The following is a 14418-nucleotide window of genomic DNA, read 5'->3' on the forward strand; positions in this document are numbered from 1 at the left end:
ATGTTGTCGAGGGTCAGGGGATCACTGTGCGCCTTCCGTCCGGCCCCCGAGTACGATCCCGCGGCCGGCGTAGAACCGTTCCAGCGCCGCCCACGGGACGCGGGCGTGCTGCTGCGACAGTCCGGGGAAGCCGGAGGGGTTGTTGAGCTCCACCCCTTCGGTGTTCGCGTTGACGACCAGGACCAGGTGGCCGCCCTTGCCCGGCGGTTCGGTCTCGGGGGTGCGGATGCCCGGGTGGACGGAGACCATCACCAGCCGGCCGGCGGCGATCTCCTCCCGGATCCCGGCGAAGGTCAGTTCCGGGGCGACCCTCACGTAAAGGCCCCACCGGCGGGCGACGTGGCCGGCGAACGGCCGGTAGATCAGCCCCTTCACCTGCTCGCCGTCGCGGACGTACGCGCCCGCGGCCTCCAGTTCCCGCACCAGCGGTACGGACGGGGGCACGTCCAGACCCCAGTGGTCCAGCGCCATCCGCAGGCACGCGACCCCGCACATGCGGCGTGCCCAGAAGGCGTACTCCTCGACCGAGTCGGCGCCGGACTTCTGCCACAGCGGATCGTAGGCCGCCGACCTGGTACCCGTGACGAACTCGGGCACCAGCTCGGCGGATTCCCACTGCGAGTGGTACGGAACGAGCCGTTTTGTCGTGGAGCCAGTCATAGCTCCACAGTCTTGCCTACGGAACGTAGGACGGCGTGGTGGACCCGGTCGCGACGACGTGTCCGATCAGGCTGTCGTAGGAGATGCCCGCGGCCTTGGTCATGGTGGCGAGGTTCTCGTGTTGTCAGGCTATTTCCCGGTATCGGGGCCGTACCACTGGAGAGGTTGACCGGTGACGGCGGCGATGCAGTCGAAATTCCGGTCACGATGGAGCAGGGTCAGTCCCTGGAGCTCTGCGGTCGCCGCAACTACCAGGTCTACCGCGCCCGCACTCCGGTGCTGACCTTTGCGGGTCAGCAGCTCCTGGACCCGCCAGGCGCGATCGTAGGCCCGGTCATCCACGGGCACCCAGCCGAAGAGCAGGCGCATGTCCTCGATGCTGCGTGCCCGGTCCTCAGCAGAGCGCGCGCTGGAGAAGAACTCCAGCTCGGTCACGGGGCAGGTCGCGATGAGTCCCGCTGCTGCTGCCCGATCCCAGCCGTACTGCCCGGCGTCCCCCCGCAGGAAGCGGGCGAGGGCGCTGGTGTCGATCAGGAACTGCGCCGAACTCATCGACGGTAGTTCCTCTTGTCCTCGCAGAGATCCAGGTCAAAGCTGCCCTCGTCCGCGGCTGAGCGCAGCCGGTTGAGCGCCAGGGCGCGCCGCCGGTTGTCCAGCACCTCGCGGAGAGCCGTGTTGACCGTGTCCTTCTTCGTGCTCGTGCCCAGTGCCTGGGCTACATCGGCCAGCAGCTCGTCGTCACCCGAACTGCAGTCGGCGCGCTCACTTCCTGTCTGCCGGCTCCCTGGTCCAGGTGCACCGCACCAACTCGTCGATGGCCGGTGTGGGGTTCGCGGCCTCAGGCGTCGGATGGGTCGTTGGGCCGCACGAGTCCGGATTCGTAGACGTAGACCACGGCTTGTACTCGATCGCGCAGGTGGAGTTTGGCAAGTATGCGGCTGACATGGGTTTTCACGGTTCCCTCGGTGACGTGGATGCACGCGCCGATCTCGGCGTTGGACAGGCCCCGGGCCATGAGTACCAGTACCTCGCGTTCGCGTTCGGTCAGCGCTTCCAGGTCGGTGGCAGCGGTGAGGTGCAGTGACCGCGTGCCGACGTAGCGGTTGATGAGCCGGCGGGTCACGCTGGGCGCCACCACCGCGTCGCCGCGGACCACCACGCGGACAGCCGACAGCAGGTCGGCGGCCAGGGTGTCCTTGAGCAGGAAGCCGCTGGCGCCTGCGTGGAGGGCGGCATAGACGTATTCGTCGAGATCGAAGGTGGTCAGTACCAGTACCCGGACGTGTCCCGCGGCGGCGCTGATGCGGCGGGTCGCCTCGACACCGTCCACGTCGGGCATGCGAATATCCATCAGGACGATGTCGGGCCGGAGTTCGACAGCCAGGGCCGCCGCTTCGGCACCGTCGCCCGCCTCACCGACCACCTCCATGTCCGGGGCGTTCTCCACGATCATGCGGAAGCCGGTACGGACCAGAGCTTGATCATCCACGAGGAGCACGCGGATCGCGTCCTGCACGCGGATCACGCGTCCTGACCGTCGATGGGAAGACCGGCCCGGACGACGAACCCGCCCCGGTCGCCGGGCGCGGCGCTGAGGTGGCCGCCGAGAAGCTTCACCCGCCGATGCATGCCCGGCAGCCCGTTGCCGCCGCCGGCCGTACCCCGGTCGTCGCCGCTGATGCCCAGGCCATCGTCGCTGACCTCAATGGCGACCTCGGCGTGGCCGTATGAGACGACGACATCCGCGGTCGCGCCGGCACCGGCGTGTTTGATGACGTTGGTCAGTGCCTCCTGCACGATGCGGTAGGCCGACAGGTCGACAGGCGACGGCAGGGCCGCAGGGGTCCCGTCGATACGCAGACGCACCGGCGTGCCTGCGTGCCGTACCCGGGTGAGCAGGCTGGGCAGTCGGGTGAGCCCGGGCGGCGAATGCCAGGCGTCCTCCATCTCGCCGAGCGCGGCGAGTACCCGGCGCATATCGGCCAGGGCGTCGCGGCCGGTGGCGACGATCGTCTGCAGGGCGGCGCGGGTGTCGCCGGGGCGGTTGTCCAACGCCGCCTCGGCGCCCTGTGCCTGAACGACGATCAGTGACAGGCCATGGGCGACCACGTCGTGGACCTCGCGGCTGATCCGTCCGCGCTCGGCGGCCACCGCGAGTGCGGCCTGATGGTCCCGTTCCCGCTCCAGTCCCTGGGCGCGCGCGTGAAGCTGTTCGAGGTACGCGCGCCGGTTGCGGCTCCCGTACCCGACCGCCCACACGGCGATCAGCCCCGATCCCAGCACGGGCAGGCCGCGCCACGGACTGGACCCGCTGCCGTGACAGGCCCCTTCCATGCCGTCGGCCCCGGCCCCGGCCCCGACCTCGGTCCCGGCCGGCCCGGACGGGACGACATGACGACTGCACACCTGAAAGGCCGGCATCCGCAGCGGCTGATCGACGGGCGAGCCACCGATCAGCCAGGCCGCACCCAGCAGCAGCCCGCCCAGGGTCGAGAGCGAAGCGGGCCGCGAGCACCGGGACGCGACCGTGTAGAGGAGGATCGGCACCGCCAGATCCATGACCGTGGGAAGAACGCCTACGGCCGCGCGCGCTCCCGCGGACAGTGCGCACAGGATGAGCATCGCCACCGGCTGGTGCCGCCGCAGAGTGACGCCGACCATGGTGAGCACTGTGGCGACCCACCACACCCACAACACGCCCGGCCCGCTCCACCCACCGCCGCCAGGTCGGTCGGCCTGGGTCCGTACCAAGTCGAACGCATCGTTCATCAGCAGGCAGACCACGAAAAGCACGCAAGCCAGTGCAGCGTCCGGAAGCACCGGCCGGCCGACCCAGGCGCGGAGGGTGAGAGCCGCAGGAGCGTTCATGATCGGATGAGCCTACGGGCGGTCCCTGTGCCGCCGCATCTGTCGTACGGAGGATGCGGAAGCGCCGTCGTACATCCCGCGACAGACGCGGCTGTCGGGCCGCGGGCAGACGCGTGGGGCGGCCGGCGCGCGGCAAGGTCGTGGCATGAACCACACGAGGGAGAACGACGACGTCCGCGACGGCCTCAGCCGACGCGCTCTTCTACGACGGGCGGGGCTGGTTGCCGGTGCGAGCGCGGTCCTGCCGCTACTGGGAGCCGCGGGCTACCCGTTGGCGTCAGCCGCCGGTTCCGCGGCCCACCCGGCGGCCCCGGGCAATGACCCCGACCAGTTGTTCCGGTCGGGCGAGTTCGCCGCCGCCGGGCGGGGCTACGCACGACTGCTGCGCGACGATCCTGGCAATGCGCACGCCGCAGGGCAACTGGGGTACATCGCCCTGCTGTCCAACCGGTTCGCCCGCGCCGAGCACTACCTCAGCCAGGCGCACGGCTTGGCCCCCGACGACACGAACATCAAGCGGCGGCTCGCGGACTGCTTCGTGCGCCAGGACATGTTCGCTCGCGCCGTACCGCTGCTGCCGCCCGCCCCAGCTGCCCAGGCCGCGCAGTTCGCAGAAATGGACGGTCGGCCCTACGAGTTGCACGGCGCGCAGGCCACCCGGGTGCCCTTCCTCGACATCGACCCGCTGCCCCAGGTGAAGGCTTCCGTGAACGGGCGGGCACCAGGGACGTTCGTCCTCGACACCGGAGCCATGGGCCTGACCCTCACCACCGATGCGGCGGAGGAGGCAGGGCTCAGCGCCGTCTCCTCGATGACGGCGAACATCAACGGCAGGGCCGTCACGACCTTCCTCGGTGTCGCACCGTCGCTGCGGCTCGGGGAGATCGAACTGCGCAACGTGCCCGTCAGCTGGACGGACGGGTCGATCATGGCCTTTCCGAACGGCGTCGTCGCGGCCGGCACCATCGGAACCGCGCTCTTCTACCACTTCCTGACCACGATCGATTACCAGGGCCGGGCACTCGTCCTGCGGCGGAAGACGAGTGCACAGCAACGGGCGTTCCGCGCCGAGGCCGCCCGCGCCGCCCTCCGCCCGCAGCCGCTGTGGCTGGCCGGCGACCACCTCCCCTGCACGCTGGGGAAGCTCAACGAATACGGCCCGCAGATGGTCGTCATGGACACCGGCAGCATTTCCAACGGCCTCAACACGACCGCGGCGAACGCCGAGCGGGCCGGCATCACGATCGACTGGGACCACCCGATTCTGGTCAACGGCGGTACGACCACGATCTATCCGATCGCCCCGGACCGGATAAGCATCGGAGACGCGGTCGGTCGGCACCTTCCCGGCTCCGTCGGACCGACACCGTGGGAGGGCCAGACCGGGTTCGACCTCATCGGCAACTTCACCCACGAGTTCTTCAAGCCGTTCGCCGTCACCTTCGACTACGTCGGCATGAACCTCTTCATCGGCTGACCGCCACCGCGCGTCCTGTGCTGAGGCAAAAACGAAGGGCCCCACCGCGAGCGGTGGGGCCCTTCGACGTCGTGCCCGGTGAGGCCGTCGGACGGGGCTGAATGAGACCAGAACTGAGACCAGTGGCCTTCACGCCGCGTGGGGGATGAAGGCGACAGAGGAGGTGTCCCCGTCGAGGGCGATGTTGAGCGACGCGTCGAGTGCGCCGGCGAGACGGGCGAGAAGGGGAAGGGTGGGGATGGTGCCACCGAGTTCGAGCTTGGACACCTGGGGCTGCGTCATGCGAGCTCGTCGGACGAGTTCGGTCTGCGAGATTCCCAGTTCGATCCGGCGGTCGTACACCGCTTGCCCGAGGTCGAAGGCCATACGGATCTCCGTACGCGTCGCTTCCACATCGGGAGGTTCAGCGTAGCCTTCCGCGACCTTCCGCTCGCGGGCGAGCTTCCACTGGGCGTGGTTCACGGGCCTTCTCCTTTCGTCACATCGCGGGTGAACTCGTCGTGGGCGGTGTGGCGCTCGGCCTCGCATGCCTTTCTGGCCTGCTTGGCCCGGTCCACTTCCGCGTCCTCCCGCATTCGCGTCTTGCGGAAAACGGTCAGCAGCACGATCCGGCGATCGGGGACGAGCCAGTAGGTCAGACGGACGGCGTTGCCGTCGTGGCCGAGGCTGAATCGCAGTTCCCGTAACCCGTCGCCGAGGTATCGGGCGTAGGGCTCGGAGAGGGTGGTGGGCGCGTCGAGCAGACGTTCAGCCGCGTGCTCGGCTACGAGACAGCCGCGATCGGACAGGGTGTCCAGCCAGCGCCGGACTTCCGGTTCGACCTCGATCTCCCAACCATCGCTCATCTAGCTGGCTATATAGATAGCCAAATGTATGGGCGAGCAGGGATGCAGCCGGCCAATACGTCAACGGACATCGACCGGACGCCGTCCGGCGACATGCTCCGAGCGACGGAGACGAGCGGGCTCAGGCCCATCCGCCGCATCGGCTTGCACATGAAGGGCTCCGAAGGACGACTACTCCGCTTGCAGCCACGCGTCGAGGGCGGCGAAGTCCGCCGCGGTGAGTCCGTGACGGTGGTCGACGCGACGCAGGAAGGCGCGGGCGGGGTGGTGAACTTCGGCCCAGGTGCGGTCAGCGTCGGTGATCTCGTCGTCGAGCCAGACGAAGGGTCGTCCGGCTGCCCAGTCGAGTAGCGTGCGGGTCTTCCAGTGCAGGCCGGCTGGCTCGGGCTCCCCGGACGGCTCCGGCCAGGTCACCACCGGGAGCTGCGGCAGTCCCAGGAGCGGCGCGAGGCACTCGTTGGCCTCGGACTCCCATGTGGTGGCCCACACCAGGTCGCAGGGCAGCGCCAGCAGCTTGGGGCCGAGCGCCGGATCGACCCTGGCCAGTAGTGGATTGGCGTCGGCCTCCTGCGGCACGTACGTCGGGTAACCGCCCGGGTACTGCTCCCGAGTCGCCCCGAAGGGGATGAGCGGTCCGTCCACGTCAAGAAAAAGGATGGGCCGCGCCCGGGGAACGATCACCTCTGCACCGTACGGGCAGACGGACCGCCTGCGAAGCGGACCGACGTCCGCCCGAACACAGTCGTGCCGCTGACGCCGCTCCAAACGTCGAAGGGCCCCACCGCGAGCGATGGGGCCCTTCGACGTCGTGCCCGGTGAGGCACTGGCGGAGGATACGAGATTCGAACTCGTGAGGGGTTGCCCCCAACACGCTTTCCAACTGTTGGGCCGGGTGTTCGGGCGGGTTCGTCACCTTTCTGAGCTGCGATGACGCACCGGCTAGCGGGCCTTCCGGACATCCCTGAACGGGGTTGAATGCAACCCAAACTGCAGCCCTCGACACTGATCAGTTGGCCATAACTTGATCACAACCTGCTGCCGTTAGGCCAGGTATGTAGGAGGACCTGCTCAACGGCTCTGGGGACGTTGCCCCGTCGCAAAGCTTGGGCGCACGTTGGCCATGTTCCCCCGCAAGGAGCCCAGTTGCATGGTGTTCAACGGAGCAATCTTGGGAGATGCACCGCGTTCGTGTGCGGGGTGATGATAGGACAGGGCTGTTGGTCTGCGAGTGGGGGCGGCGCGCGTGCATCTGAGCCGGGTGGAAGTCAAAGGGCTGCGCGCGAGCGCCGAGGCGGAGATTGTCTGCGATCTTCCCGGCCGGTTCAGCGTCCTGATCGGTGCGAATGGGGTCGGGAAGACCACCGTCACCGATGCCCTCTACCTGGCCCATCCCAGCCGGTTCCCCAGCCTGCCGCGCCCGAGTGCGGCTGTACTGGGCGGAGGCGAGCGCAGCATTTCGGTCCAGTACACCCTGGATGCCGACCCGCGCGCTGAAGGGGCCTTGGGCCATCAGCTCCATGCCATCCATCACAATCCACCTGGCACCGTTGCGCAGCGCTGGAGCACGACCTTGACCCGAAGCTTGGGCACTGTCCAAGCGCAGGCGGGTCAGCGACAGGGGCCACTCGACACGCTCGATCCCTTCAAACTCCTGTATCTGCCTGCGTGGCGTCATCCTCTAGATGAGCTCGCCCGGCGTGAGGTCCGCATCCTGATCGAGTTGCTGCGCGCTCAGCAGGAACGCTTGGACGGACGCCGGAGTTTGGTATCGCTGCGGGCGCGGGCATCCCAGTTCTTGGAGGACCTGGCCAAGAACAGCATCATCGAAGCCGTTGAGGAGCGTATCGGCGCGCACCTGTCGGCGATGTCGGCGGGTGTGAGTCGGCGGTGGCCCTATGTACGAGGGCAGGTCATCGACGACGCTTACCTGGCCCGTGTTCTGGAGCTGATGCTCGCGGTGATCGAGGGCCGGGGCCAGGCACGCCCATTGGAGGTCTCCGGCCTGGGATACGTCAACCTCCTCCACATCGCCGTCACGCTGGCCGCAATCCCTGACCCAGCCACGCGCGCCACAGGCACGCCCGACCCCGGTACCGGGCCGGCGCCCGATTCCGATGACGTAGAGGAGGCTGCCCGCCAGGCCCGCGAGCAGCTCCTGCAGGCACAGGCCGAGGCCGAGTCCGCAGAGGACTCGTTCTTCCCGCCAGACCCCTTTCACGCCACGGTTGTCATCGAGGAGCCCGAGGCCCACCTACACCCGCAGCTTCAGCACGCCCTGGTCCGCTACCTGCGCGGCGTATCCGCTCGGCGACCAGAACTGCAGATCGTCCTGTCCAGCCACGCCACCGACGTCATCACCTCCTGTCGTCCAGAGGAGATCGTGGTTTTGCGCCGGACTGCCGACGGCCGCCGGGTCTGCCGTCCCATCGCCACAATACCGATGGCTAAGCGTGACGAAACGCTGCGCATGACGCGGCTCCATCTGGACACCAGCCGCTCTGCCGCCCTGTTCGCTGAACGTCTGGTACTAGTGGAAGGCGTGACCGAGGTGGCCGTACTGCGGGAGTTCGCCCGCGCGTGGGCCGCCCAGGACGCGGACAAGCAAGCCTTCGTCGAAGCCCTGAGCATCGTGCCCATGGGAACGAAGGTCGGGGCTTGGGCGGTGCGGCTGCTGGCGACCAAAGATGCTGAACTGTGCACCAAGATCGCCGTCCTCCGCGACAGCGACCTGGACTTCGGCGCTGTCCCTGCCGATCCGACCTGGATCACAGAACACAACCCCGACGTCGCCCAGGCTTTCATCAGCCATCCCACTCTCGAGCCAGCCATCACCGCAGGCAACGAGAAGCTAATCGCTCACGCTCTGGACGACTTGTCCCTGTCGGTGCCCAACCCACTGAATCCCGAGTCAGTCCACGTTCTGTTTCGCAGCGCCCGCAAGGCCACGGACGGCAAACCCGCCACGGTCGCCGGGACGGGGGCAAAACGCAAGGCTGAGTTCGCGCTTGCACTCGCCCAGCAACTCGCCAATGCCAACGAAGCATTGAACCACCCAGTCGTACCAGAGCACCTGGAGGCGATGTTCGGCTTCCTGTACCCGGCACCAGCTGCCGCCATCGAGCCGGATGTCCAACCTCAGCCGGACGAGTACGACAGGGATCTTCTGGATGCCTTTGACGACTCAGGTGACCTCTTCCCTCCGGCGGCTAGCCCCTGGTTCAGTCCGACACCTGACGTCACTGGTGGGGTCAAGCCCAGTGGCTGAAGCTGTCCTGGACAGACTGACTCGCGAACAGCTCATTGCCGCCGGGACAGACCTTCACCGTCTCTACATCGAAGCCGCTCCCGGTTCCGGAAAGACCACAGTTTCCGCATACCGCTTCGGCGCGCAGCGCTTTGCTCTAGCCAGCGACCCGCGCGCGGTGGTCGCCGTCAGCTTCACTCGCTCCGCCACTGCGGAACTACGCGCGCGCGTGCGTGCGACCTGGGGCCGTGCCGCGATCAACCCGCCACACCGCATCGTCACCCTCGACACAGTCATCTACGACCTGTTGGCCCATCTCCTTCACACCAAGACCCTTCAATGGCCTGGCGGTCACACCGACCTTGAGGTCCTGGATACATGGAAGGCCCACTACGCGACCCGTTACACGGCCAGGGAACCCGTCGTCGAACTCAAAGACCGCCAGATCGTTACTGCTCACACCTACCGTCACACCAAGGGCAACCACCTTGCCCAGCCCGACTTCGACGCTGCCGTGAGAGATGGTCGATGCACCCACGACAACGTTCGCGCGATCCTCGAACAGGCCCTGGCCGAACCGGAGATATATGACTGTCTGCTCGACTACTTCGCCACCACTACGCGCGCTCTGATCGTCGACGAGATATTTGACGCCAACAGCCTCGACCTGGCCGTAGTCGAACTCGCTGCCCGAGCCGGACTGCATGTCACCGTCGTCGGTGACCCCTGGCAGGCCCTTTATGGTTTCCGAGGTGCTCGCCCCGACCTCGTACCCGACCTCATTGACCGCGCCGGGATGGTCACTCTTCAGCTGACGGCATCCTTCCGTTGGCGCACTCCTAGCCAAAGACTCTTGGCCGCAGCCCTGCGGCGAAGCGAATCCACTACGGTACCCAGCGCCGCGCTGGACGGCGTCGACGTTGTTTTGGCCCGCGAGTGGAGGCCCCTGTGGAATACGCACCCCCGCGTACTACCCCTCGCGTTTCGCTCCGCCAGCGGCAACACGCAAGAAGCGGCCTCCACGCTGCTGCTCAACCAGCTCACCCGCAGTGCTTTCGGTGAGCACGCCACCTATGCGGCCGATGCTGCCGCGACCCTGCGGTTGGACGAGGAGGCCCGTGCTCGCCTGGAGCCCCGCCTGGACGCGACTCTTGCGCAACTCGCAGACGACGAGGGCCTGGCAGGCACTCTCGCGGCTCTCACGGCCGCCATCGCCACCGAGTCGTCAGTCAAAATCCCTGGCAAACACCCGCTACACATCGAGCGCCTGGGACAGTTGCGTACCCGCCTCCTCCACCCCTTTGATGATCTCGTACTCGGCCTGACCACCCATCAGGCCAAAGGGCGAGAGTGGGACTCCGTTGCCGTGCGACTCGAGGTCAGCGATACAAGAGCCCTGTACAGCGGGCTGGATCGGGACAATGAGGATCACCGCAAGCTCTACGTGGCACTAACCCGCGCTCGCTGCCGCTCGCTTGCGGTATGAGATCGGCATGCGGTGCACCACATTTGATCTTGAGCTGACTTGTCAGTGCTGGCATCTACATTGATGAGTCTGTGCGAAAGGGGGGCCCATGGGCACCGACGGCGGGCGGATAGCGGCCCGGGGGTTTCAGTACCAGTACCTGCGGACGCTGGAAGCGCTGCTCGCCTCCTCGGGTGAGGGATCGGTGGTGGCCTGCAGGATTGAGGGCCCGGTGCAAGCAGTCACCGCGCTGGACAACGTTGACGCAGTCGACTTCGACCTGGTGGATGCCGAGGGCAACTCGGTGGTGGCGGTTCAGGTCAAGAGCGCCGCTGCGGGCCGGGAGATGCGCGCTCCCCGAGCGCTGGAGATCCTGCTGGACCTAGTCTCCAAGTTCTCGTCGCGACGCTACGAATTGGTAACCAATGCCGCCCCGGACGTGCGGTGCGAGCGCCTGGCGGCTGTCTTGTCCGAGTTCCGGGGGCAACCGCAGGCACTGCGAGACGAACTGGAGGCGCTGTTCGCAAAGGCGCCAGCGATGCTTGCTAGGATGAGAGCCCTGTCCCCGGACCAGTGGGCGAGGCTAACCCAGACGCGGATCGACTTCGACGGCCGCGACGACGCCCAACTGCGCGAGGAGCTGAACCTTCGGCTGCGCTTTTTGCGGGGACGCACCGGGCGTGGGCTGTCCTCTCGCTCAGGCGGTTTGGTGCTCGGATTCCTGGTAGCCGAGGTGCTTCGCCGAGCCGCTGATCCGGGAGCCGCGTCCTGGTCGCTGACGGACTTCAACCAGTGCCTTCTGGTCGACGAGGATGTGCTGTGCACGGCTTTAGGCCGTCAGGACTTCGGCGTTGTCGTGGGCCCGTTTCCCCCCGTGCCCGAGATCGAGCGGCCGGAGTTGGTGGACCAGGTGGCGGCGGCTTTCAGTGGAACGACGCCTGCAGTGCCGGTGTGCGTAGTCAGTGGCCTGTCGGGGATCGGGAAGTCCAGCTTGGCTGCGTCGTACGTTGCCCAGCATGCCTACCGTTACGACCTAGCCTTCTGGTTGGACGCGTCCACGCCAGAGTCGCTGGCGGGCTCGTTCCAGCGGCTGCTGGCGCACCTTGGCGGTGGTGACGAGGTGCTGACTGACCCGATTCTCGTGCGTGAGCGCGTCCACACTCGGCTCCAGAGCTTGCCGGGGCCGTGGCTGCTGGTGTTCGACGATGCGAGCCCGGCACAGGCGGATGCTTGGTTGCCCCGGCAGGGGCGGGGCCATGTGCTGGTGACCTCGCTGGCGCGATCCTGGCGCAAGGTCCAAGGGCGCGTTGAGGTGGAGCCGCTTCCACCGGAGCGGGCGCTGGAACTGCTGGAGCTGAGATTGGAGCTTGACGGGCAATCAGCGCAGAGGCATCTGCACGCTTTGAGCGACTTGGCGGAGGCACTGGGCCGCTGGCCGCTGGCGATTGAGCTGGCGGCCGGCTATCTGCTGACATGCGGTATCGACCCAGCTCACCTGGATTCTTATCGATCCCGACTCCTGTCGGCTGCACTGGATGACGACCGGTCGCTGCCGCCCGGGTATCCCAAGACGCTGGTGGGTGCGGTCCGGCTGAGCCTGGATCGGCTATATACCCGTGCGGAGGGCCACCCCGAGGTGGCAGGGGGATCTGTGGCCCTGCTGCGGGTCATGTGCTATCTCGCGCCCCAGCGCATCCCTCTTCACCTATCTGCTGCCTGCGTCTTCATCCCCGTCGAGCACATCCCGCCGGGGGGGAGTGTCCTGGCTCTTGATGAAACTTCGAGCCCGCTGCGGGAGATGCTGCGGGAGCTGTTCGACATCTCATTCGTTCGACCAGACGCCCCGCTACCGTTGCCTACCGACGACCGGTTGGCGCGGATCCCTGGCATCAGGGACAGCCTGTCTATTAATACGGTTCTGCAGCTGATTCTGCGCCGCATGTTCGCCCAGCGCTCTGCCCCCGACCAGGCACTCGTGTGCGCCGGCGCTCACACCAACAGCTGGCTGCTCCACGCGCTAGACCACGGCTTGAGCGAATGGGCCTGGGAGCTGTCTCAGCACGCTACGGCCCTGGCGGAACACGTTCAGGAACTGGAACTCATCAGCACTGCTACCGCTGCCTTGCTGGGCAACCTCGCCGGCTTTCATAGCCGGCACGGCCAGCACGGTATAGCTCGTGACCTGCTGGAGCAGGAGCTCCGCTGGCAAGTCAAATCTCCGTCCGCTAACCCCTTGATTACGGCCCAATGCAGAATTCAACTTGCTTCCCTGATCAATGCCACGGCCCCCACGGAAGTCTGCGAGCACATCGTTCGCCACTTGGCCCCGGTCCTGCCCTACCTGGAGAGCTACGCAAGCGAAGATCCAGGAGGTGCGGCACGGCACGTCACCGACAGTGTGCTCATCCTCCAGGTCCGTTCCAGTCGCTCCCCCGGGCATAGCGGAATCGACAATCTGCTGGAGCAGTTTCGGGCCCTGGCAAGCCGTCTGCCGCTCAGTCCATATCTGCGCACGCACTACCAGACCCATGAGGTCGGTGAACTTCTTGCGGAGGGTCAGGCTCCCGAAGCTGAGCAGGTCGCCACCGACACGCTCACTCACCTGGAAGATCATCTATGGTCGAATACGGCGGCTGACGCACGACGATTTTTGATCGAGGCGCTGGCCGTCCAGGACAAATGGACTGAGGCCAACTCGCAGTACACCTTATTCCGGGTCTACTTGGGACCGCAGAGCCTATACCGGTTCTCGGTCAACCATCTGGTGCACAACGTCGGACTTGCGTGTGCAACGCAGTGGGTGCTCGTTGACAATGCGGCGGCAGCCGAACTGCTGCACCGCATCATCGACGACGTTAGCCCCTACCTGGACCAGCTCGCCGATGACGAATTCGAGAGGACTCGGTTCACGCTGCTGCACGCGGTCCACAGCGCTGCACGCGTGCTCCAAGACGATTCCCTTGCGGCAGACGGGGCGAACGATTTCCTACACTTGATGGAGAAATTGGAGGGCCAAGAGTTTTCGGCCAACCCCGAGCAGCAGTCCGCGTGGGATGTTATTCTCCTCGGTCTCCCCGTACGTATCGGTGCTCATCTCACTCAGAAGGCTCATGAAGCGAGCCAAGCACAAGGGCAGGCAGCGATTGACGCGCTGCCTGCCAGTATGGCATTCGATCTACAGGAAGCAGTTCGCGACGAGCGGGCGATGGCGCACCTCGCGCTATCCACCGACCCCGCTTTCGCGGGGGGAATGACCAGCAATGTCGACTTCCTCGCCCCAAAGATCCCTGCCCTCATGGGACCGCGAGCGATTCTACTCCTCGAACCAGAGACAATGCTTCTCGTCAACACTCCCCAGGACGAGACGATTGAGGCGCACCTCCACAGGGTGTGCGGGCGGGGATTTCGTCTTCTTCGGGGACCGCACTCTGTTGTTCCCGTTGCCTCGGAGTTGAGCTTACTCCCCGACGGGCCAACAGTGGTCCTCGAAGACAGTGAGGGAACTGTGCTGGCCCGTGCCAGCGCGCTGCTGACTGGCGCCTGGCGCGATGCCGCGCGACGCCGGGGCACCGTATGGGTGATGTACGGATTCGCTTTCAACCTAGCCGGTGTGTATAGCAGTGGACAACTCCTGGCCATTCCGCAGGCTGCTGCGTCGGCTTTCCGGCTAGGCTGCGCTCAGGGGCAAATCGCGTCCGCCATCGTTCCCTGGGCGGAAATTCTACCTCCGTCTCACTCGCGGAAACGCGCTCCTCACCGACAGAAGAGCCGCAAGAAGGTCCGACGCAAGAAGTAACCTTTGGCTTTTCCCTCAGAATGCTCGAGCACCGCTTATCCGTCGTGCTAGACCTGCGAAACA

At 66.5% G+C, this 14418-nt stretch carries 12 protein-coding genes; 4 read left to right on the forward strand and 8 right to left on the reverse strand.

Annotation, left to right across the window (positions count from 1 at the left end; translation table 11 throughout):
- Positions 1-21: 21 nt before the first annotated feature.
- From ACH4PY_RS03530 to ACH4PY_RS03550, 5 genes are all read right to left on the reverse strand, one after another.
- Entirely contained in the window at positions 22-660 is a 639-nt protein-coding gene (locus tag ACH4PY_RS03530) for a C39 family peptidase (RefSeq protein WP_398175430.1), read from the reverse strand.
- A gap of 129 nt (positions 661-789) precedes the next feature.
- The gene (locus ACH4PY_RS03535) at positions 790-1212 is read right to left on the reverse strand and encodes a PIN domain nuclease (RefSeq protein ID WP_398175432.1); all 423 of its coding nucleotides are present in this window, start codon (positions 1210-1212) and stop codon (positions 790-792) included.
- Positions 1209-1391, reverse strand: a complete 183-nt coding sequence (locus ACH4PY_RS03540) for a type II toxin-antitoxin system VapB family antitoxin (RefSeq protein ID WP_398176068.1) — start codon at positions 1389-1391, stop codon at positions 1209-1211. The genes ACH4PY_RS03535 and ACH4PY_RS03540 overlap by 4 nt, the downstream gene beginning before the upstream one ends.
- Positions 1392-1498: 107 nt before the next feature.
- The gene (locus ACH4PY_RS03545; RefSeq protein WP_398175434.1) at positions 1499-2185 is read right to left on the reverse strand and encodes a response regulator; all 687 of its coding nucleotides are present in this window, start codon (positions 2183-2185) and stop codon (positions 1499-1501) included.
- Positions 2182-3453, reverse strand: coding sequence for a sensor histidine kinase (locus ACH4PY_RS03550; RefSeq protein WP_398175436.1), 1272 nt, complete (start codon positions 3451-3453; stop codon positions 2182-2184). The genes ACH4PY_RS03545 and ACH4PY_RS03550 overlap by 4 nt, the downstream gene beginning before the upstream one ends.
- A gap of 220 nt (positions 3454-3673) precedes the next feature.
- Between ACH4PY_RS03550 and ACH4PY_RS03555 the strand changes: the two genes are divergently transcribed.
- Positions 3674-5005, forward strand: a complete 1332-nt coding sequence (locus tag ACH4PY_RS03555) for an aspartyl protease family protein (RefSeq protein ID WP_398175438.1) — start codon at positions 3674-3676, stop codon at positions 5003-5005.
- Between the two features lie 129 nt (positions 5006-5134).
- Here ACH4PY_RS03555 and ACH4PY_RS03560 read toward each other — a convergent pair whose 3' ends face one another.
- The 3 genes from ACH4PY_RS03560 to ACH4PY_RS03570 form a co-directional block, all read right to left on the reverse strand.
- Positions 5135-5467, reverse strand: coding sequence for a helix-turn-helix domain-containing protein (locus tag ACH4PY_RS03560; RefSeq protein WP_398175440.1), 333 nt, complete (start codon positions 5465-5467; stop codon positions 5135-5137).
- A complete protein-coding gene (locus ACH4PY_RS03565) occupies positions 5464-5850 on the reverse strand; it encodes a type II toxin-antitoxin system RelE/ParE family toxin (protein ID WP_398175442.1) in 387 nt (128 codons plus the stop codon). Before ACH4PY_RS03565 ends, ACH4PY_RS03560 begins: the two co-directional genes overlap by 4 nt.
- Before the next feature lie 171 nt (positions 5851-6021).
- Positions 6022-6528 (reverse strand): HAD domain-containing protein, encoded by a 507-nt coding sequence (locus tag ACH4PY_RS03570; protein ID WP_398176070.1) that lies wholly within the window; start codon positions 6526-6528, stop codon positions 6022-6024.
- Positions 6529-7093: 565 nt separating this feature from the next.
- On the opposite strand from ACH4PY_RS03570, the gene ACH4PY_RS03575 reads away from it, so the two are divergent.
- The 3 genes from ACH4PY_RS03575 to ACH4PY_RS03585 all read left to right on the forward strand — a co-directional run bounded on the left by ACH4PY_RS03575 (position 7094) and on the right by ACH4PY_RS03585 (position 14355).
- Entirely contained in the window at positions 7094-9115 is a 2022-nt protein-coding gene (locus ACH4PY_RS03575; protein WP_398175444.1) for an ATP-dependent nuclease, read from the forward strand.
- Positions 9108-10580, forward strand: coding sequence for a UvrD-helicase domain-containing protein (locus ACH4PY_RS03580; RefSeq protein ID WP_398175446.1), 1473 nt, complete (start codon positions 9108-9110; stop codon positions 10578-10580). Before ACH4PY_RS03575 ends, ACH4PY_RS03580 begins: the two co-directional genes overlap by 8 nt.
- Positions 10581-10668: 88 nt before the next feature.
- Positions 10669-14355: a hypothetical protein gene (locus ACH4PY_RS03585; RefSeq protein WP_398175448.1), complete on the forward strand. Its 3687-nt coding sequence runs from the start codon at positions 10669-10671 to the stop codon at positions 14353-14355.
- Positions 14356-14418: the final 63 nt, after the last annotated feature.

This window comes from Streptomyces sp. NPDC021224, assembly GCF_044332905.1.
GTDB lineage: Bacteria > Actinomycetota > Actinomycetes > Streptomycetales > Streptomycetaceae > Actinacidiphila.

What these genes read in the sequence shown, in the direction of transcription:
- ACH4PY_RS03565 (WP_398175442.1), bottom strand. Translation starts at nt 5,850, where the DNA reads ATGAGCGATGGTTGGGAGATCGAGGTCGAACCGGAAGTCCGGCGCTGG.
- ACH4PY_RS03585 (WP_398175448.1), top strand. Translation starts at nt 10,669, where the DNA reads ATGGGCACCGACGGCGGGCGGATAGCGGCCCGGGGGTTTCAGTACCAG.
- ACH4PY_RS03535 (WP_398175432.1), bottom strand. Translation starts at nt 1,212, where the DNA reads ATGAGTTCGGCGCAGTTCCTGATCGACACCAGCGCCCTCGCCCGCTTC.
- ACH4PY_RS03530 (WP_398175430.1), bottom strand. Translation starts at nt 660, where the DNA reads ATGACTGGCTCCACGACAAAACGGCTCGTTCCGTACCACTCGCAGTGG.
- ACH4PY_RS03555 (WP_398175438.1), top strand. Translation starts at nt 3,674, where the DNA reads ATGAACCACACGAGGGAGAACGACGACGTCCGCGACGGCCTCAGCCGA.